Origin of the sequence: Undibacterium sp. TC4M20W (genome assembly GCF_049340245.1) — a bacterium.
GTDB lineage: Bacteria > Pseudomonadota > Gammaproteobacteria > Burkholderiales > Burkholderiaceae_D > Undibacterium.
Genome location: NZ_JBMPPI010000002.1, coordinates 250,054 through 275,295, shown reverse-complemented (window position 1 = coordinate 275,295; position 25,242 = coordinate 250,054). Strand labels below are relative to the sequence as shown.

The 25,242-nt window shown below is 50.5% G+C and carries 24 protein-coding genes; 19 read left to right on the top strand and 5 right to left on the bottom strand.

Going from position 1 to position 25,242, the window contains the following annotated elements:
- The first annotated feature begins 42 nt into the window (after positions 1-42).
- From rplU to proB, 4 genes are all read left to right on the top strand, one after another.
- On the top strand, positions 43-354 hold the full coding sequence (gene rplU, locus ACO0LL_RS03755) for a 50S ribosomal protein L21 (protein WP_110255243.1): 312 nt from the start codon (positions 43-45) through the stop codon (positions 352-354).
- Between the two features lie 42 nt (positions 355-396).
- Positions 397-663, top strand: a complete 267-nt coding sequence (gene rpmA, locus ACO0LL_RS03750) for a 50S ribosomal protein L27 (RefSeq protein WP_422949546.1) — start codon at positions 397-399, stop codon at positions 661-663.
- Between the two features lie 407 nt (positions 664-1,070).
- On the top strand, positions 1,071-2,183 hold the full coding sequence (gene obgE, locus ACO0LL_RS03745) for a GTPase ObgE (RefSeq protein WP_110255241.1): 1,113 nt from the start codon (positions 1,071-1,073) through the stop codon (positions 2,181-2,183).
- Positions 2,184-2,480: 297 nt separating this feature from the next.
- Entirely contained in the window at positions 2,481-3,599 is a 1,119-nt protein-coding gene (gene proB, locus ACO0LL_RS03740; protein ID WP_422949545.1) for a glutamate 5-kinase, read from the top strand.
- Positions 3,600-3,690: 91 nt separating this feature from the next.
- Here the strand turns inward: proB and ACO0LL_RS03735 are convergent, their stop codons facing one another.
- Both ACO0LL_RS03735 and ACO0LL_RS03730 read right to left on the bottom strand, forming a co-directional pair.
- Positions 3,691-4,206 (bottom strand): CNP1-like family protein, encoded by a 516-nt coding sequence (locus tag ACO0LL_RS03735; RefSeq protein ID WP_422949544.1) that lies wholly within the window; start codon positions 4,204-4,206, stop codon positions 3,691-3,693.
- 3 nt (positions 4,207-4,209) lie between these two features.
- The gene (locus ACO0LL_RS03730) at positions 4,210-4,800 is read right to left on the bottom strand and encodes an RNA pyrophosphohydrolase (protein WP_422949543.1); all 591 of its coding nucleotides are present in this window, start codon (positions 4,798-4,800) and stop codon (positions 4,210-4,212) included.
- Between the two features lie 224 nt (positions 4,801-5,024).
- Here ACO0LL_RS03730 and ACO0LL_RS03725 point away from each other — a divergent pair, with 224 nt between their 5' ends.
- The 4 genes from ACO0LL_RS03725 (at position 5,025) to ACO0LL_RS03710 (ending at position 9,048) form a co-directional block, all read left to right on the top strand.
- A complete protein-coding gene (locus ACO0LL_RS03725) occupies positions 5,025-6,773 on the top strand; it encodes a proline--tRNA ligase (protein WP_422949542.1) in 1,749 nt (582 codons plus the stop codon).
- Positions 6,774-6,781: 8 nt separating this feature from the next.
- Positions 6,782-7,507, top strand: a complete 726-nt coding sequence (locus ACO0LL_RS03720) for a lytic transglycosylase domain-containing protein (RefSeq protein ID WP_422949541.1) — start codon at positions 6,782-6,784, stop codon at positions 7,505-7,507.
- Positions 7,508-7,659: 152 nt separating this feature from the next.
- The gene (locus ACO0LL_RS03715) at positions 7,660-8,364 is read left to right on the top strand and encodes a hypothetical protein (protein WP_422949540.1); all 705 of its coding nucleotides are present in this window, start codon (positions 7,660-7,662) and stop codon (positions 8,362-8,364) included.
- A gap of 144 nt (positions 8,365-8,508) precedes the next feature.
- The gene (locus ACO0LL_RS03710; protein ID WP_422949539.1) at positions 8,509-9,048 is read left to right on the top strand and encodes a hypothetical protein; all 540 of its coding nucleotides are present in this window, start codon (positions 8,509-8,511) and stop codon (positions 9,046-9,048) included.
- A gap of 114 nt (positions 9,049-9,162) precedes the next feature.
- Here ACO0LL_RS03710 and ACO0LL_RS03705 read toward each other — a convergent pair whose 3' ends face one another.
- The 3 genes from ACO0LL_RS03705 to ffh all read right to left on the bottom strand — a co-directional run bounded on the left by ACO0LL_RS03705 (position 9,163) and on the right by ffh (position 12,391).
- On the bottom strand, positions 9,163-9,954 hold the full coding sequence (locus tag ACO0LL_RS03705) for a PDZ domain-containing protein (protein WP_422949538.1): 792 nt from the start codon (positions 9,952-9,954) through the stop codon (positions 9,163-9,165).
- A gap of 391 nt (positions 9,955-10,345) precedes the next feature.
- Positions 10,346-10,765, bottom strand: a complete 420-nt coding sequence (locus ACO0LL_RS03700; protein WP_422949537.1) for an SWIB/MDM2 domain-containing protein — start codon at positions 10,763-10,765, stop codon at positions 10,346-10,348.
- Between the two features lie 258 nt (positions 10,766-11,023).
- Entirely contained in the window at positions 11,024-12,391 is a 1,368-nt protein-coding gene (gene ffh, locus ACO0LL_RS03695) for a signal recognition particle protein (protein ID WP_162057706.1), read from the bottom strand.
- Positions 12,392-12,814: 423 nt separating this feature from the next.
- Between ffh and ACO0LL_RS03690 the strand changes: the two genes are divergently transcribed.
- The 11 genes from ACO0LL_RS03690 to ACO0LL_RS03640 all read left to right on the top strand — a co-directional run bounded on the left by ACO0LL_RS03690 (position 12,815) and on the right by ACO0LL_RS03640 (position 24,965).
- Positions 12,815-13,963, top strand: coding sequence for an ABC transporter substrate-binding protein (locus ACO0LL_RS03690; RefSeq protein ID WP_422949536.1), 1,149 nt, complete (start codon positions 12,815-12,817; stop codon positions 13,961-13,963).
- Between the two features lie 183 nt (positions 13,964-14,146).
- Positions 14,147-15,118 (top strand): ABC transporter substrate-binding protein, encoded by a 972-nt coding sequence (locus tag ACO0LL_RS03685; protein ID WP_422949535.1) that lies wholly within the window; start codon positions 14,147-14,149, stop codon positions 15,116-15,118.
- Positions 15,119-15,209: 91 nt separating this feature from the next.
- Positions 15,210-16,028: an ABC transporter permease gene (locus tag ACO0LL_RS03680; protein ID WP_422949534.1), complete on the top strand. Its 819-nt coding sequence runs from the start codon at positions 15,210-15,212 to the stop codon at positions 16,026-16,028.
- 1 nt (position 16,029) lies between these two features.
- A complete protein-coding gene (locus tag ACO0LL_RS03675; RefSeq protein ID WP_422949533.1) occupies positions 16,030-16,827 on the top strand; it encodes an ABC transporter ATP-binding protein in 798 nt (265 codons plus the stop codon).
- A 74-nt stretch (positions 16,828-16,901) separates the two neighbouring features.
- Positions 16,902-17,360 carry a cache domain-containing protein gene (locus ACO0LL_RS03670; RefSeq protein WP_162039903.1) on the top strand — a complete coding sequence of 153 codons (459 nt, stop codon included), beginning with the start codon at positions 16,902-16,904 and terminating at the stop codon, positions 17,358-17,360.
- A gap of 6 nt (positions 17,361-17,366) precedes the next feature.
- On the top strand, positions 17,367-19,196 hold the full coding sequence (locus ACO0LL_RS03665) for a sensor histidine kinase (RefSeq protein ID WP_422949532.1): 1,830 nt from the start codon (positions 17,367-17,369) through the stop codon (positions 19,194-19,196).
- A 45-nt stretch (positions 19,197-19,241) separates the two neighbouring features.
- Positions 19,242-20,600: a sigma-54-dependent transcriptional regulator gene (locus ACO0LL_RS03660; RefSeq protein WP_422949531.1), complete on the top strand. Its 1,359-nt coding sequence runs from the start codon at positions 19,242-19,244 to the stop codon at positions 20,598-20,600.
- Between the two features lie 69 nt (positions 20,601-20,669).
- A complete protein-coding gene (locus tag ACO0LL_RS03655; protein WP_422949530.1) occupies positions 20,670-21,479 on the top strand; it encodes a cytochrome C assembly family protein in 810 nt (269 codons plus the stop codon).
- Positions 21,476-21,727: a PP0621 family protein gene (locus tag ACO0LL_RS03650; protein ID WP_422949529.1), complete on the top strand. Its 252-nt coding sequence runs from the start codon at positions 21,476-21,478 to the stop codon at positions 21,725-21,727. The genes ACO0LL_RS03655 and ACO0LL_RS03650 overlap by 4 nt, the downstream gene beginning before the upstream one ends.
- Positions 21,724-23,514: a sensor histidine kinase gene (locus ACO0LL_RS03645; RefSeq protein ID WP_422949528.1), complete on the top strand. Its 1,791-nt coding sequence runs from the start codon at positions 21,724-21,726 to the stop codon at positions 23,512-23,514. The genes ACO0LL_RS03650 and ACO0LL_RS03645 overlap by 4 nt, the downstream gene beginning before the upstream one ends.
- Complete coding sequence (locus ACO0LL_RS03640) at positions 23,511-24,965, top strand: sigma-54-dependent transcriptional regulator (protein WP_422949527.1); 1,455 nt, start codon at positions 23,511-23,513, stop codon at positions 24,963-24,965. Before ACO0LL_RS03645 ends, ACO0LL_RS03640 begins: the two co-directional genes overlap by 4 nt.
- The last annotated feature ends 277 nt before the right edge of the window (positions 24,966-25,242 follow it).

The window sequence follows — 25,242 nt, the reverse complement described above, 5'->3', positions numbered from 1 at the left end:
GCGGGGGAGAAAATTCTTAATTTTTATTTGATGAGGTTTCACATGTACGCGGTCATAAAAACCGGTGGCAAACAATATAAAGTTGTCGCTGGTGAAAAACTTAAAGTAGAACAGATACCTGCAGACATTGGCTCCGAAATCACCATTGATCAAGTGCTCGCATTGGGCGCTGGCGAGACCATTAAATTTGGTGCTCCATTGGTCGCAGGTGCTACGGTGCTGGCTAAGGTTATAGATCACGGTCGTCACGACAAAGTGCGCATTTTCAAAATGCGTCGTCGTAAGCACTATCAGAAACGTCAAGGCCATCGCCAAAACTACACTGAATTGCAAATCGTTTCTATCAACGGCTAATCTGTAGATCAGCAATCAATCTGTATAAGGAGCTAATTAAAAATGGCACACAAAAAAGGCGGCGGCACCACGCGCAACGGTCGTGACTCAGAATCAAAACGCCTTGGCGTTAAAGTTTACGGCGGCCAAACCATCAATGCTGGCGGCATCATCATTCGTCAACGCGGCACACGCGTACACGCTGGTGAAAACGTTGGTATGGGCAAAGATCACACTTTGTTCGCTCTGGTTAACGGCAAAGTACAATTCGCAATCAAAGGTGCAGCACGTCACCAGTTCGCAATTGTTGTTGCAGACGCAGCAGCGTAATGCTTTGAAGTAATTCAAAGCAGGGCGCAAGCCAGTATGATAAAAAGGCTCTGCCATCGGTAGGGCCTTTTTAGTTGGATCAGTCTCCGGTCCAGCTCATTGCGGCAATCCTTTACCGCAAGCTCACCTCTCCGTAAGAACCTGTTTGCGATCTGTAGCGAGCGAGCATCAGCGGGAGTCAGAGTAACATAAAGCGCAGCGCAAAAAGCGGAGTGTACTTAAGTACATGAGCATTTTGAGCAGCACATGAGCCCCGATCACGCTCGCGCAGTAAGATCGAAAACAGGTTCTAAGTACACCCTGCACAGGCAGTTTGATGTTAGCCCTTTTAATTTGAAGAAATCCTGTATAAATTTATTGTTCCATCAGGTTACAAAAATTTATACAAGCTTTTTTAGGTGGTAAAAATGAAATTTATTGATGAAGCCCGTATCGAAGTAATCGCCGGCGATGGTGGCAATGGTGTGGCATCCTTTTGCCGTGAAAAATTCCGTCCATTTGGCGGCCCTGACGGCGGTGATGGTGGTCGTGGCGGCAGTATCTGGGCTGTAGCTGACCGTAATATCAACACTCTGGTTGATTATCGCTATTCTAAATTGCACAAAGCCAAAGATGGTGAAAATGGCCGTGGTGCAGACTGTTATGGCAAAGGCGCTGACGATATCCGTCTGCGCATGCCGGTTGGCACGCAAATTTGCGACAGAAATACCGATGAAGTCATCGCTGATCTGACTGAACATGGTCAGGAAGTTGAACTCGTTAAAGGCGGCGAGGGCGGCTGGGGTAATATCCACTTTAAAACTTCCACCAACCGTGCACCGCGTCAGCGCTCTGATGGTAAAGAAGGCGAACGCCGCGAATTGCGCCTGGAATTGAAAGTACTGGCTGACGTAGGTCTGTTGGGTTTGCCAAATGCCGGTAAATCGACTTTCATTACTGCGGTATCGAATGCGCGCCCGAAAATTGCTGATTATCCTTTCACGACCCTGCATCCTAATCTGGGTATGGTTCGTGTCAGCCATGAAAAAAGCTTTGTTATCGCTGATATTCCTGGCCTGATTGAAGGCGCTGCTGATGGTGCAGGTCTGGGCATACAGTTCCTCAAGCATTTGCAACGCACAGGCTTGCTCTTGCACATTGTTGATCTGGCACCGTTTGATGAAGCCGTCGATCCTGTCAAAGAAGCCAAGGCCCTGATCAAGGAATTGCGTAAATACGACGAAAGCCTGTATGAGAAGCCACGCTGGCTGGTACTCAATAAGCTCGACGTGCTGACTGAAGATGAGCGCAAGAAAAAGGTCAAAGACTTTATCAAGCGCTTTGCCTGGAAAGGCCCGGTCTTTGAAATCTCCGCCCTGAATCGCGAAGGTTGTGAAGAGCTGGTGACCGAGATCTATAAATATCTGGAAGAAAAGCGTACGCATGAACAGCGTTCGCAAGAAACCACGATGAAAGAAGAAGCGCAGGGTATCTTGTCCATTGATCCGGATGATCCGCGTTTTAAAGTAATAGAAGACTAAAAGAAAACCTGGTGAAAGCCAGGTTTTTTTACATCTGCCATCAATTACTCATTAATTGATCCTCAATTGCTACTCAACTGCTAATCAAGCGCTACATCCCTTGGTGGATGGAATATGAATAATTATTTGATATTAAAATAATTTCTTTTTAATAATGAAAATCTCATAAAAAGTAGAATATAGCTTTTAAATATGAATTAAATTTAGATTGCAACGACAGTATCCATATAAAGTATAATTTTGATTTGTTTGCCACTTTCATGCGGCAACCTCGCCAAATCATATCCGTACTCATTTATGCAATCTGTCATTCAACAAGCAAAGCGCCTGATCATTAAAGTAGGTTCCTCTCTGGTCACCAATGATGGCAAGGGGCTGGACAAGCAAGCCATCGCCAGGTGGGCTGCCCAGATCGCTGGCCTGCGTGCCATGGGCAAGGAAGTGGTGCTGGTCAGTTCCGGCGCCATTGCCGAAGGGCGGCAACGCCTGGGTTTTGAAAAGCGGCCAACCGCCATCCATGAATTGCAGGCTTGTGCTGCGGTAGGCCAGATGGGTCTGGCACAGATTTACGAAAGCAGTTTTCGTGAACACCAGCTAGGCACCGCACAAATCTTATTGACGCATGCTGACCTGGCCGACCGTGAACGCTACCTGAATGCGCGTTCCACCCTGTTCACCTTGCTGCGTCTGGGTATCGTCCCCATCATCAATGAAAATGACACGGTGGTCACGGATGAAATCAAGTTTGGTGACAATGACACCCTGGGTGCGCTGGTTGCCAATTTGATTGAAGCTGATGCCCTGATCATCCTGACTGACCAGAAAGGCCTATATACCGCTGACCCGCGCAAAGACCCGGATGCCACCTTCGTCCATGAAGCCAGGGCAGGTGACCTGGCGCTGGAAGCCATGGCGGGCGGGGCAGGTTCCAGTCTCGGTAGTGGTGGCATGCTGACCAAGATACTGGCAGCAAAGCGCGGCGCACGTTCTGGTGCACATACCGTCATCGCATGGGGGCGCGAAGACAATGTCTTGCTGCGCCTGGCACAAGGTGAAGCCATAGGTACACAACTGATTTCGCAAATGGCACCAGTGGCAGCGCGCAAACAATGGATGATGGATCATTTGCAGACTCTGGGTCAGGTCGTACTGGATGCCGGTGCAGTGCAAAAACTGACGCGTGAAGGCAAGTCCCTGCTGCCCATAGGGGTGCTGGATGTGCGCGGTGAATTCAGTCGTGGTGCAGTAGTTACTCTTTGCGATGAAGCGGGTACGTCAGTGGCCAGGGGCTTGATTAATTATTCAAGCGCAGATGCACGACGCATTAAACGCCATGCCTCTTCTGAAATTGCATCCATACTTGGTTTTGTCGAGGAGTCCGAGCTGATACACCGTGACAACCTGGTTTTGTTGTAAATCGAATATAAAAGCGTGCAAAAAAAATGGGCGCTGAATCTGAATTGATCCAGCGCCCATGTCATTTGTACACCTTGCTTATCTCTTGCTATTAGTAATACGAGGTTCTCTTGCCACGCAGCTTGTCCAGCAAGACACTGGCTTTACCTGCGATAGTTTTACCTTCGCAAAAATATTCTGAGAACAAAGTGGCGTGCTGTTTGTTGGCACCAGTGTTCGTGATGGTGTCCCATTGATTGCGGCGGGAACGTGACCATGTGCCATCAGGGCGGCCAAACGCATACAGCTTGACTTCATACGTCTGGCAACGCAGGCCTTCATAACTGATGTTTTTTGCGCCGCCAGAACTGGTGGCAACCAGGCTGTAGCGTATGGTGCCATCTGCTGCGACGGTCAGGGATTTGGTATCAATCGCGAAAGACTGGCTCGGGCTCTTGTAAAAATTCAAGAGGTTTTCAGCTTTCGGTGCCTCTGGCAATTGCAGGGCGACTTCGCGCCATTCCTTGTCTTCTTCCTCTTCATCTGCAGCAAAAGCCTGGCTGACAGGCAGCAAAGCCAGACCGATGATGGCAAGATGGGAGAGGTAGCGTAGTTTTTTATTCAACATAAATTATTTGGACTCTTCCGGCTCGGTTTTCTTGCAATCCTGATTTTTTTGCGCTTGCTGCATTGGTTGTGACTGTTGCTGATTGCGCAAATAACGGTTGCGGTTGGAATTGGGGTGGTCGGTACGGTGCACATAGCGTGACAATTCCTGCAGGGCCAGTTGATACACGCCGCGCTTGAATTCAATCACCACATCCAGTGGTACCCAATAGTCATGCCAGCGCCATGCATCAAATTCAGGATGGGTGCTGGCCCGCAGATTGACATCGCAATCGCGGCCTATCATGCGCAACAAAAACCAGATCTGTTTTTGCCCGCGATAATGCCCGCGGATTTCACGCTTGATAAAATGATCCGGCACTTCATAGCGCAGCCAGTCACGGGTACGCCCTATGACTTTGACGTGCTCAGGCAGCAAGCCGGTTTCTTCTTCGAGTTCCCGGTACATCGCCTGCTCCGGGGACTCGCCATATTTAATACCACCCTGGGGGAATTGCCAGGAATGCTCGCGCACCCGTTTTCCCCACCAGACTTCATTGTTGGCGTTTAGCAAAATTATGCCAACGTTAGGGCGAAAGCCTTCACGATCCAGCATGTTCAACCTCAAAACTTTCTGTGGCTAAACGGCTTGCTCCTGCAATAGATAGCGTAGAGAGCGTTTGTTTCGTCGCAAAATACCGTGTTTTTCGACGGACAGCCCCCTGGGAGGCGAACAAATCGCAGTTTCCTTCATCAAATGTGCAAAGAGTGGGCGCATTAGCCAGCTAATCCTTTAAAATTGAGTTGATTATAACCCTCCATTTAAAAAGAATCACTGTCATGCGTGCTACACGATTTTTTATTTCCACACTGAAAGAAGCTCCTGCCGATGCCGAGATCGTCAGCCATAAACTGATGATGCGTGCGGGCATGATTAAACGCCTCGGTTCCGGCATCTATAACTACATGCCCATGGGCTTGCGCATCATTCGCAAAGTAGAGAATATTGTTCGTGAAGAAATGAATCGCGCCGGTGCGATCGAGATGCTGATGCCGGTCGTGCAACCTGCAGAACTTTGGCAAGAAACTGGCCGTTGGGACAAGATGGGGCCGGAACTCATGCGCGTCAAAGACCGCCATGGCCGCGATTACATCATCCAGCCGACTTCTGAAGAAGCGATCACGGACGTCATACGCACAGAAATCCGCTCTTACCGTCAATTGCCTGTGAACTTTTATCACATCCAGACCAAGTTCCGTGATGAACGCCGTCCACGTTTTGGCCTCATGCGTGGCCGTGAATTCACCATGAAAGATGCCTATTCCTTTGACCGCGATGTCGAAGGCATGCAAAAGTCTTATGAAATCATGTACGACGCCTACACCCGTATTTTTCAGCGTTTTGGTCTGGAGTTCCGTGCGGTAGCTGCTGACAATGGTGCAATTGGTGGCTCTGGCTCCCATGAATTCCACGTCATTGCCGACACTGGTGAAGACGCGCTGGTGTATTGCCCTACCTCTGACTACGCCGCCAATATGGAAGCGGCAGAAGCCCTGCCTACACAAACCAGCCGCCCAGCCGCCGCTAATGCGCTGACCAAGACGGCCACGCCTGGTAAAGCCAAGTGTGAAGATGTCGCGCAATTGCTCAATATTCCGCTGGAAGCTACGGTCAAGTCCATCGTGCTTGCAGTTGATGCTGAAGTTGATGCTGAAAAAGACAGTGGTAAGCCAGCACAAATCTGGCTGTTGCTGTTGCGCGGTGACCATGAACTCAATGAAGTCAAGGCTGGCAAGATCGCCGGCATGGCCAACTACCGCTTTGCGACTGAGGCTGAAATTGTCGAATATTTCGGCACCAAGCCAGGTTACCTCGGTCCTATCGGTACCAAAAAACCAGTCAATATTGTCGCTGACAGAACCGTCGCTAATATGGCTGACTTTGTCTGTGGCGCGAATGAAGCTGACTTCCATTTCACCGGTGCCAACTGGGGCCGTGATTTGCCTGAGCCAGCAGTTGCTGATTTGCGCAATGTCGTCGCTGGTGATCCTTCACCAGATGGCAAAGGTATACTCGCCATACAGCGCGGTATCGAAGTAGGCCACGTATTCCAGCTTGGCACCCGCTATTCCGACGATATGAAAGCCACTTTTCTTGATGTGAATGGCAAGCCACAGTTGCTGCAAATGGGTTGTTACGGCATAGGCGTTACCCGCATCCTGGGTGCGGCCATAGAACAGAATTTTGATGACAAGGGCATCATCTGGCCAACGGCGATTGCACCGTTTGAAGTCGTCATCTGCCCTATGGGCATGGACCGCAGTGAAGCCGTCAGGACTGAGGCTGAATCGCTGTATGAGGCTTTGCTGGCAGCGGGCATCGACGTGATACTGGATGACCGTGGCGAGCGCCCTGGTGCCATGTTTGCAGACTGGGAACTGATAGGTGTGCCGCACCGTGTTGTCATTGGTGACCGTGGTCTCAAAGAAGGCAAGCTTGAATATCTGGGTCGTCGCGATACTGAAGCCAGCAATGTGCCTGTGGCCGAGATGCTGGCCTTCATCCAGGCCAAAATGGCAGATAAATAAGCCGCAGGATGAAGTATTTTTTCTTGCGCTTTTGCGTCTGGTGCAAAGGAAGAGTGAGCGGTAGCAGCAAGTTTGATCTGCAAGCCATGCAAGCCACACGGCTTATCACACGGGTTATTTGCGAAGGATGGAAAAAATCCATCCTTCAGACGGCAATATGCCTGTTGGCTTTTTCTGTGTTACCGGCGCAAGCCGGTAATCAAAAAGAAGAAGCCATGGCAGATTCCGTGCGTCTTGCTCTGGCCAAAGCTGTGTCTGATTCCACGCCACCTAAACCCACGTTTGCCAATATCGAAGAACGTATCAAATACCTCAACTGGCAGGGGGAGATGGCCACTCGCCTGAAACGCCGCATCCCCGATTTGCAGACCCGCAAGGAATTGCTGGATGCCATCTGGTATGAATCCAAGCGTGCAGGCCTCGATGTCGCCATGGTCATGGGTTTGATACAGGTAGAATCCGCTTTTCGCAAGTACGCGACTTCGGTCGTTGGTGCGCGTGGCTATATGCAGGTCATGCCTTTCTGGTCGCGCGTGATTGGTGACGGCGATGCAAAAAAACTGTTCCAGATGCAAACCAATCTGCGTTATGGCTGCTCGATTTTGCGCCTGTACATCGATATGGAAAAAGGTGATCTTTATCTGGCATTAGGTCGCTATAACGGCAGCCGTGGCCGTCCTGAATATCCCAAGGCAGTGCTGTCCAACTGGAAAAACTGGGAATTCACCAGCTGATTCATTTGCTGAATAAATTCAGCTTCGCTATTCAGGTAGCAATTAGCGCTACCTCTGGTGTTGTAAAATAGTCCGTTGCATAAATGACGGGTCAAGTATGACCGGGCATTCCAGAATGCCCGATCATATTCAGGATTACACCAAGGCCCGACATGCAGGCACTCTTTTATCATGATTATCATGAAGAATTTGGCAGTACAGACTGGCGCAAGGTATTGCGTTCTCGCTGGCAATTGCTGCTTGCTGTATTGTCGGTTCATCTCTTGTTAATCCTGTTGTGGCCCAGCATCGTCAGGCATAAAAATGAAGTCAGCACGCCACTGGCTTTTGTAGTGCGCATGCTGGAAGCACCCGTACAGCGCAAGCCAGAACAGACTGTGCCTGTGATCAAACCAGCGATATCACCCAGCCAATTGCCGGCTCCAAATAAACCCCGCACTCCGGTGGTGCCAACTATCCCCGTTACGCCGGTTAACAATGATGCAGGCACAGGCATCACTGTCGCACCTGTCCCTGCAGCGAGTACAGAAACCAGCACACCGATAATAACCGGCGATAGCCCCGTCGTGATCCAGCGCGACATCAGCAAAGTCATCAAACAGGTAGAGCGTGAAATGCCAAACCGCATCCTGACCGATATCAAGCCAGAAAAGTCATCGATGGTGCAATTTGGTATTAATGTCGCCGCCGCTGCGCGTCCGCGCGGTACCAGCTATCAGAACATCATCATGTCAGATGGCACCGCCATGACCAAGGTGACGACACCAGGCGGTACGTATTGTGTGATCGGTGCAAAACCGGGAGCAGACTTCACCAGGGCACCTGGCATACGGACTGTCAGTTGCGGTAGTTACTGAGAAGAGGCCAGGTTCATGCTGACAGTCCCTTATCATTCGTCTGTTCAACGCAATGAGTGGCAGATACTGCTTGGCATAATTGTGCTGCACGCATGCTTGTATCTGTTGTGGCCGCAGTTGAACGCACTGTATAAAGATGAGCTAATGCCGGCAAATAGCGGCAGCCTGATTTTTTTGAAGCAGCCTGAGCAAGTGAAACTGCCAGATACTTCACCAGCCAGGCAGGATGGAACAGAGTCATCCCGCCCCAGCAGGGCTATGCCAGCTCCACGGCAAAGTTCTACTATCGATGATCAGGCAAAACCTGTCAGCGACCAGCCGCTGTCGATGCCGCCAGTCGAAAAAGAGTCTGCAAATTCTGAAGCTGACAGGTCTGTTGTTGGCAAGTCGCTTAACCTTGATACGCGGGAGATTATCAATGGTCTCAAAAAAGATTTTCAATACCGTGACCAGGTCAGTGCCAAATCAGCACCTGCGGCGATGGAAAAATTTGGTGCCGCAGTTCAGTCATCTTCCACAGTCATGCGTGAAAGCTATAAGCACGAGGTGCATATACTTGGTGATGGGCGGCCAGTCTCAAAAGTGATCACGCCATTTGGCACCTATTGCATCTTGCACCGCAAACCCGGTGAGATTATTGGCAATGAGCTGGCTACTATACCTGTGACCTGTGGTAATTTGTAAACCAAGGGTTTAGTAGTGGGGAATAGTTTCCTATTCCTCGTGAGATGACATTACCTCAGATGTCTGTGCACATCTGAGGTATGCAGTCAATTTGTGACGTGTGTCCGCAAGAGCCTAGGCTGGAACCAAATTGATGTCAATCAGGCGCTCAGTTCCATTGCGTATGATTTTCAGCGTGAACTTGCCCTGAGGTGGGGACGCTGCCTGCAAAAGTTCATAGGCATGTTTGCTGTTGATGACCGTGGCACCATTGATTTCGATGATGACATCACCAGGTAAAACATTCGCTATAAAAGCCGGCGATTCTTCCCGCACGATGTCAATGATAGCCCCGGTGTTGCGTTCCAGGTTTTTCCTGAGCTCAGGTGTCAAGTCCAGTGCGACCACACCCACACGCGGTTTTCTGGTCGATTTGACGAAATAAACGGCCGCCTGGTTATAGCGTTGCTGTTCTGTCGTCAAAGGGACGACAGTCGTGCCATAGGTAGTGCTGGTACCCGAGTAATTGGCGCTGCCCCCGGTGCCAGTGACAGTTCCCGATGAATAGGTGGTTTTGTTATTGGGCAAGAAAAGCGGTGTCGTAATTGTTCTTGTGCCGGCAAACTTGGACGAGAACAGCACCATGACAGCGCCGTTTTCTTGCGCTTGTTGAATCATGCCGCGCTCAGATTCCTTTTCTCCGTTGAAAGAGGACTCACCAACCACGATATAGCCTTTGGAGCGGGCTATTCTTACGTCTCTTGCCAAATCGTCTGATGCAAAAATTTTTGGTTTATCATTTGGTGCCAGGGTTTGTACATCCGGCAGTGTTTTCGCGTCTGCATAAGGTTTATAGAATTTTTGGTGACCGCTGACACAGCCGGACAGCATAACAGCAAGGGTGAGAATGAGGATGCGACATTGCATAAGGAGCTCCATTATTATTGAGGTCATCTGTCGCTACAACATGCGAGCCGGGTAATGAGCACAGCAGCCTGCAAGACCAGCTCAGGAGCTTGTCTGGTGTTTCAGACCGGGAGCGTTTATCTTTTTTTGTTCGCAAGAAGCACCGCAGAGTAAAAGATTTTATCAATTAATCTTTACGCTGACCATACGGCATCAACGGATATATAGAGGTGAGACTTCAAGGATCAGTCAAGGATCAGATGTAGATGCCACGGATTTTTCAGCCTTTGGCATGCATCAGGAATCTGCAAAAACAAAAATGCCCGCGCTATGCGGGCATTTTTGTTTGGGATGGGACTAACTGCTTCCCTTTAAGTTTCCCAAAGCAACTGCGGAAACCTGTTCCTGAAAATCAGGACAGATGGCCGGAAATGAGTTTAGTCATTTCAAACATGGACACTTGTTTTTTGCCATCGAAAACGGCCTTCAACTTGTCATCCGCGTTGATGTTGCGTTTGTTTGCTTCATCTTGCAGTTTGTGTTTCTTGATGTATTCCCATACTTTTTTAGTGACTTCAGTACGAGGAATTGCTGCTGCACCGATGACTGCTGCCAGAACTGGGGAGATCGTCATAGGTTTCATGAACGCTGCATTTGGCTTGCGTGCTGCTGCTGGCTTGGCGGCTGCGGCTTTTTTAGGAGCTGCTGCTTTTGCTGCAGGTTTCGCTGCTGCTGCCTTTGGAGCTGCTGCCTTTGCTGCCGGTTTGGCTGCTGGTTTAGCCGCTGGTTTGGCTGCCGGTTTTGCTGCTGGTTTTTTTGGTGCTGTTGCCATAAATAGCCTCCTTCACAAATTTCGTGGACGGAGCTTTGATCGTTTTGAAAAGCTCCTGCATTGCGTCACTTCACGCATCGCTAATAGTGGTGCGGTTTTTACAGGGATGCAAGTGTTTTTTGCGGGTTTTTAGTGAAAAAGTGCAGGAATTTGCCTGTCGTTGGATTTACGCATAAAAAAATGCCAGATTAGCGCCATTTTGGCTGCTATCCGGCATTTTTTCATAGAGGGAAATATGAACAGAAATACTGAGAAAATTCAGCGTTTTCCGGGCATCATTCCCTTCATGCCGCGCAACATCTTCATCATGCCGCCACCACGTAATTTCTTCATCATGGACTGCATTTGTTCAAACTGGGCCAGCATGCGGTTGACTTCCTGTATCTGTACACCGGCACCTGCGGCGATACGACGCTTGCGCGAAGCCTTGATCAATTCCGGCTTGGATCTTTCTTGCGGTGTCATGGAATTGATCATGCCTTCCATGCGGCGTACCTGCTTTTCCGCCTGATCCATATTCGCGCCGCTGGCTGCCTGTTGCATTTGCGCTGGCAACTTGTCCATCAGGTTGGCCAGGCCGCCCATGTTCTTCATCTGCGAAATCTGCATCTTGAAGTCGTTCATGTCGAACTTGCCGCCATCCTTGATCTTGTGCGCCAGATCCTGTGCGGCTGCCACGTCCATACCTTTTTGGGCAGATTCCACCAGCGCCAGGATGTCACCCATGCCCAGGATACGATTGGCCATGCGGGTGGCATCGAAAGATTCCAGGCCATCGAGTTTTTCAGCAACACCAACAAACTTGATCGGTTTACCTGTGATATGACGTACTGACAGCGCAGCACCGCCACGTGCGTCACCGTCAAGCTTGGTCAGTACCACACCTGTCAAAGGCAGGGCGTCATTAAAGGCCTTGGCAGTATTAACGGCATCCTGACCCAACATGGCATCGACCACGAACAGGGTCTCTATCGGTTTGACAGCAGCATGGACGGCAGCAATCTCTTGCATCATCGCTTCATCTATACCCAGACGACCGGCAGTATCGATGATCAGCACATCGTGATAATGCTTCTTGGCGTAATCCAGCGCAGCCAGGGCGATATCCACTGGCTTGTCCGTCGGCAGGGATGGAAAAAAGTCTGCGCCAACCTGCGCTGTCACCGTCTGCAACTGGCCTATCGCGGCAGGACGGTACACGTCGGCAGAAACGGTTAATACCTTTTTCTTTTTTTGCTCTTTCAGATATTTGGCCAGCTTACCGACCGTCGTGGTTTTACCCGCACCCTGCAAACCTGCCATCAGGATGATTGCCGGTGGCTGGCAGTTAAAACTCAGTTGAGATGCTTCTTCACCCAGGTCGGCACCCATCAGGGCGGCCAGTTCTTTTTGTACCACGCCAACCAGAGCCTGACCCGGTGTCAGGGAAGAAATGACTTCTTCACCCATGGCTTTTTCTTTGACGCGGGCGATCAGTTCACGTACTGCTGGCAGGGCAACGTCTGCCTCCAGCAAGGCCATGCGCACTTCACGCAACATGTCGGCGGTATTGGATTCGGTCAGACGAGCTTCGCCACGCATGGTCTTGACGACTTTGGCTAGGCGCTGGGTAAGGTTATCGAGCATGTTGGCTTAGGGGGATATTAAGAAAATTTCAATAGGGCGGTGCTCACTGCTGCCTGCAACAAGCTGTAGCAGCAGTTCAGTGGCAACAACAGCAGGCATTTTACCTGAAGCCGTGACAGAGTCTGGCATTTCGCCTGTTTCAAGTTGATGTACAGAGTAGATGTGGTCAAAATTCTGAAAATCCAGAATTATTTCAAATGTATGTGCGGATTTTCAGACGCATGAGGGATACTACTGATATATTTTACTCAAAAAATCAGTTAAAACCGGGGTGCGGGCCTTCATTCGTGCTTGGTATGAAGTCTGCTAATAAGAGTGCTATCCCAGAGCTTGCTACAAAATCAAGATGGCTGCACATTCTGCAATGTCAGCCAGGTTCTGTCGCCAGTTCAAAAATAGACGCTCAATAATCTGGAGACAATCATGAGACGACTTCATCGTGCCTGGCGCCTGCCACGCATACTTACCCTGTGCACCCTGATTGCTACGTCTGGCTACAGCCTGGCAGAGGAAGGTGTCACTGACAATAGCATATTAATAGGACAAACCGTAGGCCTGACCGGGCAGATTGCCGGGCCGGTCAAAGAAATGAACGCCGGTGCTGCCGCTTACTTCAACCAGATCAACAAGAATGGCGGCGTGCATGGCCGCAAGATAGAACTGCACATCGTCGATGACAAGTTTGATCCCGTGATTGCCGCTGCCAATGCCGAGACACTGATCAAAAAAGACCATGTCTTTGCCTTGTTCCAGTCGCGCGGCACGCCGCATACCCAGGCTATCCTGCCAGTACTGGCGTCCAGCAAGGTGCCGCTGGTGGCACCGAGTACTGGTGCGGCAGTGTTTCATAACCCGGTTAACCGCTATGTATTCAATGTCAGGGCCAGGTATCAGGATGAGGTGAAAAAGGCCGTCGAGCAGTTTTCTACGATAGGCCTCAAAGATATCGCCATTCTGCATGTCGATGATACTTTTGGTGGCGATGGGTTGATCGGTTTTACCACGGCGATGGACAGCTTTAAACTCAAGCCTTCTCTGGTCAGCAAGTATGACAGGGCAAAACCTGACGTGCCCAAGGCGGTAGACGAGGTCGTCAAGTCTTCCGCCAAGGCGCTCATCATCGTTGGTTCTGCCACCACCGTGGCAGAACTGATCCGTGGTTTGCGCGCCAAGGGCAGCACCGTACAAATCATGACCTTGTCGAATAATGCTTCACAGTCCTTCATTGATTCCCTCGGGCCAGTGGCAACTGGCGTGATGGTGTCACAGATTATGCCTGCACCGCATCTGGTATCTTCTACTCTGGGGCAAGAATTCAAGACCATCGCCAAGGACAATGGCGTGCCACCATCTTATGCGGCAATGGAAGGCTTCGTTTCTGCCAAATTGCTGGTGGAGGGTTTGAAGCGGGCAGGCAAGGGCCTGACGCGGGAGGGTCTGATACGCGCGCTGGAATCCATGCACAAGGTTGATCTGGGTGGTGTCACCGTGACTTATAGTGATCACGACCACAGCGGCAGTGAGTTTGTTGATCTGACGATGATAGGGCGGGATGGCAAGTTCTTGCGCTAATGTATACCTCAGTGCGAAAACACGGAATGCGTAGTAGTGATAATCCGGGTTTTCGCATCGCGTTTGCAAAAACTCATATGAAAACTTGAATGAAATCAGTTGTTTACTAAAATTCTCGTGCTGGCACAATATCTGCTAATCAGTACGCGTAGGAAAAATCAAATCAAAACCCAGGAGACAAAGATGTTCAAAAAGATTTTGCTTGCCAGCCTTATTACTTCCGGATTGTTTGCCAGTGCTGCCCAGGCTCAGGAGGTTGTCAGGCTGGGTAACCTCAAATTCGCTCATTACGGTGCGGTATCTTATATCAAGGAAATCGCCCCCAAGTGCGGCATTAAGGTAGAAGAGCGCGTATTCGCCAAAGGCCTGGATGCCATGCAGGCCGTCATCGCAGGTGAGCTGGATGTAGGAGCAGTATCTTCGGAAGCCGTGATTTCTGCTCGTGCCAGTGGTACACCTATCTATCTGGTGGCAGGTTTCGCCAAGGGTGGTGCGCGTCTGGTTGGACGTGCAGACCTGGGCATGAAGACTGTCAAGGATTTAAAAGGTAAAAAAGTTGGCGTCACCCGTGGCGGTATCCAGGATATCTTGCTGGCAGCCGAACTGGCACAAAATGGCCTGACGTATTCTGATCAGCCAGGTAAGGATGTACAAATCATTTACCTCGGTTTCCCTGATCTGAACCAGGCTCTGCTGGGTAAAAATATCGACGCTATCATGCAGTCTGAGCCTTATTCTTCCCAGGCTATCAACAAGGGCTTTGGCAATGAAATCATCAAGCCTTACGATACCCCGATAGGCGAACCGGTCCGTACCATGGTCATGACAGAGAAGTTTTATAAAGAACGTCGCCCGGTTGCAGAAAAATTCATGCGCTGCTTTGTTGAAGCGACCAAGACCTTTATCGACAATAAAGAGCTGGCTGAAAAATATGTGCGTGAAAACATGTTCAAGGGCCAGGTGAGCCATGAAGATTTTGTCAATGCCATAGAGAACTCACCTTACTCTTATGATGTGACGGCAGAGCACATACAGATCACCACTGATCTGATGCAAAAATATGGTGTGGGCAAAATGGCCAAACCGCCAGTCGCCAAGGATTGGGTAAAAACCGATCTTCTGGAACAAGCCAAGAAGAGCCTGAACATAAAATAGGCATCAAGTATGTCTTTAGTTTGAGCAAAGGGTGAGCACGTTCTCTTGAGCAGCCAGCTCACCCTGCTCCACAATCCTTGAAGGAAAAATCATGAAATTCAAATGGCGTGAAATTGGCGCGGGGCTGATTGTGCCCGTTATTCTGATTGCGATCTGGCATGTAGTGACCAGCATGGGCTGGGTCAATGCCCAGGTCTTGCCTACGCCGATGGCGGTAGTAAAAAAATGGATAGAGTATGCATCCCCTTATGAAGCCAGAGATGCGGCAACAACGAGCTGGCTGGCCTGGGCTTTTTCGGGTGAGTTGATACGCGACACCATGGGCAGTATGTACCGTGTATTGGTAGGCTTTGTGGTTGGTGCAGGTCTGGCACTGCCGCTAGGCCTGGCGATGGGTTCCAGCCAAAGGATGTATGCATGGATGAATCCCCTGATTCAGGTTTTGCGCCCAATACCACCGATTGCCTATATCCCGTTATCGATACTGTGGTTTGGTCTGGGTAATCCACCAGCCATCTTCCTGATCGCGATCGGCGCATTTTTCCCGGTATTGATGAACACCATCGCTGGTGTGCGTCATGTAGATGGCATCTATATCAGGGCAGCCCGCAATCTGGGTGCCAGCCAGACCACCATGTTTGTGCGCGTCATGTTGCCAGCGGCTGTACCTTATATCTTGTCTGGTGTACGTATCGGTATAGGTACTGCTTTTATCGTGGTCATCGTTTCGGAAATGATTGCCGTGAACAATGGTCTGGGTTTCCGCATACTTGAGGCGCGTGAGTATTTTTGGTCTGACAAGATTATTGCAGGCATGATCAGCATAGGTTTGCTGGGTCTGGCAATTGATCTGGCGATGAATAAATTGAATAACTATTTGCTGCGCTGGCACCGTGGATTGGAGAACTGAGATGAACCTGACTCATATCAAAATTGAAGGCGTAAATAAAATCTTCAAAACGGCTGACAAAGAAGTCGTGGCATTGCGTGATATTAATCTGGAGATATCTGAAGGAGAGTTCGTCTGTCTGCTCGGTCCTTCTGGTTGCGGTAAATCAACTTTGCTTAATGCCGTTGCCGGGTTTGCACTGCCAACTTCAGGCACGATTACCGCCAATAATACCGTTGTCAAAGCGCCTGGTCCTGACCGTGGCATGGTGTTCCAGGAATATGCATTGTTCCCATGGATGACAGTAGAGCAGAACATCGCCTTTGGTCTGGAAATCAAGGGTATGGCCAAGGCAGAAATCCAGCAACGCGTCGCCAGCTTGCTGGCTATGCTGGGCCTGAGTGATTTTAAAGCGCGCTTCCCCAAGGATTTGTCTGGCGGTATGCGTCAGCGCGTTGCAATTGCCCGTGTATTGGCGCTGGATTCGCCTATCATGTTAATGGATGAACCCTTCGGTGCGTTGGATGCGCTGACACGCCGTAACTTGCAGGACGAATTGCTGCGCATCTGGTCAGAACTGAAGAAAACCATCATCTTCGTGACCCATAGTATAGAAGAGGCAATTTACCTGGCTGACCGTATCATCGTCATGACTTACCGGCCAGGTACGGTGAAAAAAGACCTGATCGTCGAACTGCCACGTTCGCGTGATCCTTCTGATCCTGGCTTCAATGCCTTGAAGCGTGAACTCGGTCAGCTGGTCATGGAAGAGCAGCAAAGACATCACAATGATGAATTGAAGATGGCGGCAGTAGATTAAGCAGCAAGCAGTAGGTAGTGGGCAGTAAGAAGTAGAAACGCGGACGCGCCGATAAAAACATAAGGAGAGACATCATGCTGAAATTCGTACGAATGGTAGTAGCGGGATTGGTTTTCTTGTTGGGCGCGTCCAGTCATGCGCAAAATGCCCATGGCACGGCACCTGAGGCAGTCGCCATGGTGCAAAAAGTGATTGCCAGTATCAAGGCGAATGGCAGGGACAAGACTTTTGCTGATGTTAATAATCTGCAGGGGCCTTTCCGTGACCGCGACCTGTATGTCACCATTAATGATATGAATGGCAAGAACCTGGCCCATGGTGCAAATGCCAAAATGCAGGGCAAGGACTTGATGGATTTAAAAGATGCCGATGGCAAGCTGTTTGTGCGTGAACGTATGGAGCTCGCCAAAACCAAGGGTAAGGGTTGGCAGGACTATAAGTTTGTCAATCCTGTCTCTAAACAGATAGAGCAAAAATCCATGTACTTTGAAAAGTATGAAGACATTGTTATCAACTGCGGTATTTATAAGTAAGAGCTTGTGACGGCGCCGCGTACTGACAGTGCCCATAGGCGGCGCCTGATCTTTATTTGTGTGGCGGCGGTAAGTATTGCGCTGGTGGTCGCCAGTTATTTTGTGGCGGCCAGCATTGCCAGGGACAATAGCCGTCAGGCCGGTGACAGGCAGTTGCAGATCATTGCGCTGGATATTGAGTCTGTACTTGAGCGCTACGAAACCCTGCCTTTTGCGATTTCTTATCTGCCGATGACGGCAGAGGCTTTGTTGCACAAGGAAGATGGCAAGCTGACGCAGGCATTGAACCTGAGTTTGCAGGAGCTGGCTGAGCAGGCCAAAGTCGCTGCCATCTACCTCATGGATGTGCAGGGTAATACCATCGCCGCCAGTAACTGGAATACTGAGCAAACCTATCTGGGCCAGAACTTCGCCTTCAGACCCTATTTTTCTGAAGCCTTAAAGCAGGTCAAGCCCGGCCATTTTTATGCGATAGGCAATACCACCAATATCCCTGGCTATTTTATTTCCCAACCCGTTTATCCACCCGGCAGCAAGCGTGGCAGCCAGGCACCGATAGGCGTGATCGCCGTCAAGATTATCCTCAACGAGTTTGAGCAGGCCTGGGGTAGTAGTGAAGAACCCATCGCACTCAGCGACAGGCATGGCGTCGTGTTTTTAAGTAATCGCGCTTCCTGGAAATACCACAGCTTGCAAAACCTGTCGCCTGCTGTGCAGCAGGATTTGAAAGCCACTTTGCAATACGGTGGCAAGCATATAGAAGCCATTGCCCAATTGCCGTTGAAGGACAAGAAAGGTTATGACGAGTATCTGCAAAGACCGATAGGTCGCCTGAACTGGCAGTTAATGTTATTCCCGGAGCAAGGCAAAGTCACGCGCGCGGGTTTGCAATCTGCGCTGGTAGTGGCTTTGATACTGGGCATCGCGCTGGCTTTTGCTGCCGTGTTTGACCAGCGCCGCCGCAGGCTGGAAGAAGGCAGGCTGGCGCAGCGGGCCCTGAAGAAAGCAGCAGATGAACTGGAGTTGCATATCGCTGAGCGCACCCGGCAATTGACACAGGCGAATGCAGAACTTGAAAGCCGCTACCTGACACTCAAGCAGACTGAAAACCTGCTGCGCTCTACCCAGAATGAAATGGTGCAGGCTGGCAAACTGGCCATGCTGGGCCAGATGGCTACCGGCATCACCCATGAATTGAACCAGCCACTGACCGCAATACGCGCCTTTGCCGATAACGCCATCACCTTCATGAACCGTGGCAAGGCTGAGCAGGCTTTGGCCAATCTGGAACATATCAGCCACGCCAGCGAACGCATGGGCAGCATCATTGCCCAGCTCAAGGGTTTTGCCAGGAAGAGCCCGAACGCCATTGCCGAAGTCGATGTGCAGACAGCCATCCAGTCCGCGGTCAGCTTGTTGCGCAGCGAAACTGACAGGCGTGGCGTCAAATTAAGTGTGCATTTAGATGAGCACGCCAAAGTGCTGGGAGACACCGTCAGGATAGAACAAGTCTTGATCAACCTGATACGCAATGCACTGGATGCGGTAGAAAACAGCCCGGTCCGGGAAGTCGATGTCAGACTAAGTAAATGGCAGGGCATGGCAAGAATCACGATCGCCGACACCGGTACTGGCATACCCGAACATGTGGCCGGCCATTTGTTTGAGCCATTTTTTACGACAAAGGAAATTGGCCAGGGACTGGGGCTGGGGCTGGCGATTTCTTCTTCCATCGTGCAGGCCATGAATGGCAGCCTGGTGGCAGATAACCGCCCGGAAGGTGGCGCTGAATTTACAGTCTGCATCCCGCTGGCTGATCAGGCGAGTACAAGTTAGTACAGATTGATCGCGCATGACTGTATATATAGTTAAGGAAACAGTATGACTCAAATGCTCGCTATATTAATAGAGGATGAGCAGGCAGTGCGCCTGGCAACGACCCAGACGCTGGAGCTTGGTGGTTTTGAAGTGCAGGCCTGTGCCAGTGCAGAACTGGCAGATGCTTATATTAAGGACGGCTATGCCGGCATTATCGTCACCGATGTGCGCTTGCCCGGCAAGTCTGGCCTCGACGTGCTGGAAAAAGTGCGTGGCATTGATGCTGAGCTGCCTGTCATTATCATTACTGGTCATGGCGACGTCAGCATGGCGGTAGAATCCATGCGCCATGGTGCTTATGATTTTCTGGAAAAGCCTTTTGCAGCTGAACGCCTGCTCGATGCCTGCCTGCGCGCCCAGGAAAAGCGGCGACTGGTCATGGAAAACCGCAAGCTCAAATTATCCTGGCTCAATCATGCGGACACACCAGACCTGATAGGCCAAAGCCCGCAAATAGAAAAAGTCAGGAAATTCATACAAAGCATAGGCCCGACACAGGTTGATGTATTGATCAACGGTGCCACCGGTTCCGGCAAGGAAGTGGTGGCGCGGCAATTGCATCTGGCCAGTGGCTGTAAAGGCGAGTTTGTTGCCATCAATTGTGGTGCCTTGCCAGAGTCAGTTTTCGAGAGCGAGATCTTTGGACATGAAGCCGGTGCCTTCACCAGTGCCCAAAAACGACGTATAGGCAAGCTGGAGTACGCGCAAGGTGGTACGGTATTTCTTGATGAAATTGAAAGTATGCCGCTGAACCTGCAAATCAAATTGCTCAGGGTTTTGCAAGAGCGCAGTCTCGAAAGACTGGGCGGCAATCAATTGATCGCATTGGATTGCCGCATCATAGCCGCCACCAAAATGGATTTGCTCAAGCTCAGCGCACAAGGACAATTCCGCGAAGACTTGTACTACCGCCTCAGCGTCGTCACCATGCATTTGCCCAGGCTGCATGAAAGGCGCGAAGATATTCCTTTGCTGTTATCGTACTTTGTACAGCGGGCAGCGTTGCGTTATCAAAAACAAGCGCCGCTGTTATCTTCGATTCACATGCAGCAATGGATGCAGGCTGACTGGCAGGGCAATGTACGCGAGTTGCGCAATTTCGCTGATCAACTGGTACTTGGAGTGGCTGAATTTGCGGATCTACCCGCTCAGCAAACCGGACAAGTCCAGACGACGGCTGCTTACAGCCTGCCTGAAAAGCTGGATGTGTATGAAGCCAGCCTGATACAGGCTGCACTGGAAAAGAGCGCCAATAATGTGGCAGCCGCTGCCGAAGCGCTGGGCATACCCAAGAAAACCCTGTACGACAAGATGAAAAAATATCAAAAAACCTTGTCATCAATCAATCCGTTGGCAGGTTAGGGCGCACTTGTGGAAACTGCTGAACATGCATAATCCGACTTTTCATGCGACATGGTGTAAACTTGTCCCATGCAAATCTATCTATCATTCGTTGCTGCTGCCTTATATATATTGAGCATAGTCTTGCCTGGACGCTGGCTGACGCTGTCAAATGCCGTCAGTGCCCTGGCCTGGCTGACACATGGCATGGCTTTGTGGCTGACAATTTTCCCTGATCATGCACTCAGGGCGGGCTTTGCTGTGATGTTATCTGCAGCTCTGTGGGTATCTGTGTTTGTCTGCTGGCTGGAAAACCGCAACTCTTCCCTCGATGGCCTGCGTCTGTTACTGATGCCTAATGCCGCCATGATGGCAGTCTTGCCCAGTTTTTTCCCAGGCAGTCTGATTGCCCTGGCTGGCAAGACTGCCATGTTCCCCTGGCATGTGGTGGTTGCCATGCTGGCCTATAGCACGCTGACGATCGCGGCTTTTCATGCTGTCGTCATGACAGTGCAAGACAAGCATCTGCATCAATTGCGCAGGGTAAAAAAGGTGGAGTGGCTCAATACCCTGATAGACAGGCTGCCTGCCTTGCTGACCATGGAAAAAATTCTGTTCCGTTTTGTCCTGTTTGGTTTTGTTTTATTGACACTGACAGTCTTGTCGGGCGTGATATTTTCAGAGCAGGTGCTGGGTGTTGCTTTTAAATGGGATCACAAAACCTTGCTGTCACTGCTGTCCTGGTTACTGTTCGCGATTTTGCTGACCGGGCGTTACTGGCGTGGCTGGCGCGGTAAAACAGTATTGAGTTTCACTCTTTCCGGATTCGTTACCTTGTTGCTGGCTTATGTAGGCAGCCGTTTTGTGCTGGAAGTCTTGCTGCACAGGAGCCTGTCATGAGGTTACTGTTCTGGCTGGGCTTGGTGATACTGGTTATCCTGGCTTTGAAGAAGAAAGCGCAGCCTCCGGCTACCAGGTCTGGCAATCCAGAGCGCCCGCTGGCCCCGGAAAATGCCGGTTCACAGAATGCCGCATCTGCTGAAAACATGGTCTGCTGCGCACATTGCCAGATTTATTTGCCCGCATCAGAGGCAGTGCAGCGCGCCGGTCAGGTTTACTGCAGTCAAGAACATGCTGACCTTGCATGAGCCTGCCAGCCGACAGGACACCCATGTCTGAAACCTACCAGGAAGTGTCTGAACCGTCACACTCATTCTGGCGCTCACTGCAAACGCTGAATGCCTCGCGTATCGTGGTGGCGGCGAGCTTGCTGATCTTGCTGAGCTTGCGCAGTGGTAAAGACATCTGGACCAGTGAGCATTTGTTTGGACGTGATATTGGCCTGGCTTATTTGTCGGTAGCTATTGGCTTTGTGGTGCTCAAGCAACTTTACCCTCGCCGTTTCATGTGGCAACTGACGACGCAGATACTGCTGGACATCATCATCATCTCCACCATGTATCTGGCGAGTGGTGGTAGCAAGAGCGGCCTGGGTATTTTATTTTTGTTCCCGCTGGCAGGTGCAGCGATACTGAGCCCGCTGCTCTGGTCTTTCTTTTTTACGTCCATCGTCGTCCTGTTTTTATTGGGAGAGAGTGTTTATCATTATCTGCAACAGATAGATGGGGCTCCTTTTTCACAATCAGGTTTGTATGGCGCGGCCTATTTTGCGGTGGTGTCTGTCGTCAACCGGCTGGCACATAATCTGATTAATCAGGAACAGTTGGCAGTACAGCGTGGTAACGCACTCGCCATACAACAGGCCATCAATCAACTGGTGATTGCTGACATGGGCGATGGCATCCTGGTGCTGGACCAGAATGGTTGCATGTTTGAAATCAATCCCGCAGCGGCGCGCATGCTGGGAGGCAATCTCAGCAAAGAAATGATAGGCACAGAATTGGGGAGCATAGCTGCTTTGCGCCCGATTGTTGAAGTATTGAGCAATATGCAGGCGCGTCCCAGTTTGCCTGACCGCCGCAAGGAAGAAGAAATTTCCTTCGTGTCGATACGCTGTTATCTCGACGATCCCAAGCCTGAATTGGGTGAAATGGCAGCCGACACTGCCACCAGAGAACGTAATGAACGTGAACGCCCGCATTTCATCACGCACTTGAAATTGCGTTTTGTTTCTATCAAGGGTGTCAATGCGGGTGGCTTGAAAGAACGCAATGGCAGCTACACCATCGTCTTCATGCAAGATGTGTCGGATATAGAAAACCAGGCGCAGCAACTCAAACTGGCATCCATGGGCCGCCTGACGGCCAGCATTGCCCACGAAGTGCGTAATCCGCTGTCGTCAATTTCTTATGCTGCCTCCTTATTGAATGAGGACATGAGTCAACCTGGCCATGAAAATAAACAGGCACAACGCTTGTTGAAGATTGTTGATGACAATGTGGCACGCCTGAACCAGCTCATAGAAGATATCCTGAAGCTCTCACGTAAGGCACAATCGGATGTGGAACCGTATCTGGTGATGGACCAGATAGAAGAAATGGTCAGGGATTTTATAGAAACACGTAACTTGCCCACTGATTTTATTGCAGTATTGAAAAATGAAAACTTCCTCGTCAACTTTGATCCCAGTCATTTGCGCGAAGTGGTGTTGAATCTTTTGTCGAATGCCATACGCTATGCCAGTGGGCAAAAAGCCAGTATCAAACTATTTGCCTATATTAATAGTAGTGGGCGGCAAGAGTTGCATATACAAGATGATGGACCAGCGATTCCGTATGAAGTCAGGTCGCATTTGTTTGAGCCGTTTTACACTACTTCACGTATGGGCACTGGCCTGGGCTTGTATATGGCAAGGGAGTTGTGTTTGAATAACCATGCCTTGCTTGATTATGAATACAGGGTTGAAGAAACCGAAGAAGGCAAGACCGAGCCCAGCGGGCGTTTTGTAATTAATTTCTCTGGATATAGTGCATGAGTATGATAGAAGCTGCGGCCTGTCCCCGCATCCTGGTAGTGGATGATGAGGCGCATCTGCGCGAACTGCTGGAGATTACCCTCATCAAAATGGGGCTGGATGTCGATAGCGCAGAAACCCTGGCACTGGCCCGCGCCCATCTGAGCAAGCGTAGCTATGCACTGGTACTCACTGATATGCGTCTGCCTGACGGCTCGGGTATGGAGCTGGTGCAGGAAGTCAGTGCACTTTATAAAAATACGCCTATCGCCGTGATCACCGCTTTTGGTAGTGCCGACAATGCTGTGGTTGCCTTGAAGGCTGGTGCCTTCGACTATGTCTCCAAGCCGGTGGCGCTTGACCAGTTGCGCAAACTGGTCAGGTCGGCCCTGCAAACCAATGAAGTTCAAAAAGTACAACTGGCGACTCCGGAAAAACTGAACGTCCCCGCCAGTTCTTTCATGATAGGCCAGTCGCAAGGCATGCAAGAGGTCAGGGCGCAGATCAGCCGTCTGGCACGCAGCATGGCACCGGTTATTATTACCGGCGAATCTGGTAGCGGCAAGGAGTTGGCAGCGCGCGAAATACATACTAGCAGTGCCAGGGCCGACAAGCCTTTTATCGCCGTCAATTGCGGGGCAATTCCCGAGACCTTGATGGAAGCGGAATTCTTTGGTTACAGAAAAGGCGCATTTACCGGCGCTGCTGATGACAGGGAAGGTTTTTTCCAGGCTGCCAACGGCGGCACTCTGATGCTTGATGAAGTAGCCGACCTGCCTTTGCCCATGCAAGTCAAGTTACTGCGTGCCATACAGGAAAGGCGCGTGCGCAAGGTTGGTGCCACAGTTGAAGAGGCAGTCGATGTGCGCATTATCAGTGCGACCCATCAGAACCTGGCAATCTGTGTAGAAGAGGGACGCTTCCGGCAAGACTTGTATTACCGCCTGAATGTCATTGAATTGCACTTGCCACCGCTGCGCGAAAGACTGGAGGATATAGTCGAACTGTCGCGCAATATCCTCAAAAAACTGACTGGCAATGATGTTGATATGTCAGTAGAGGCAATTGATGCCTTGATCAGTTATGACTTTCCCGGCAATGTGCGTGAACTGGAAAACATATTGGAGCGCGCAGTTGCCTTTGCCAATGATGGTTGCATAGAGGTCAGCGACCTGGCCCTGCGCGGAACCAGGAAGTCACCTGAGCTGCCGGTAGTGCAACCGGTACCAACCGCCGTTATCAGTAATCACGGCCAGGCTGTTGTGGATGCCCCACCTGTTATAGTGCAGGATGTATTCGCCGCCCCGGGCTTGCCTTGCTCGCTGCCCGACTATCTTGAAAGCGTAGAGCGCGAAATGATACGCCGTGCCCTGCAGCAGACCCGCAACAACCGTACCCAGGCGGCAGAATTGCTGGGCGTCAGTTTCCGTCAACTGCGTTACCAGATACAAAAACTGAAGATCCAGGAGTAAATTATTTAGTTGGCTCTTTTAGTTGTGTCTTTTAGTTGCATATGTTGATGATGGCGATTCTGGCCGCATGCGTCCGGCCAGTTGCCTGCTTGTAGTGAGATAGCTGCAAGACCACCATCAATCCAACTTTCTTGATTCCATTGCCACACCCATTTTGGGAATCATTAGCCAGGCAATACCAGGCTCCGCTACTAGCATGAAATTAAATGTTAGTGCCCGCTCTCGGCGGCACTGACGCATTTCTGTGCTTTGCGAAAGTCAACACCTCGTACACATA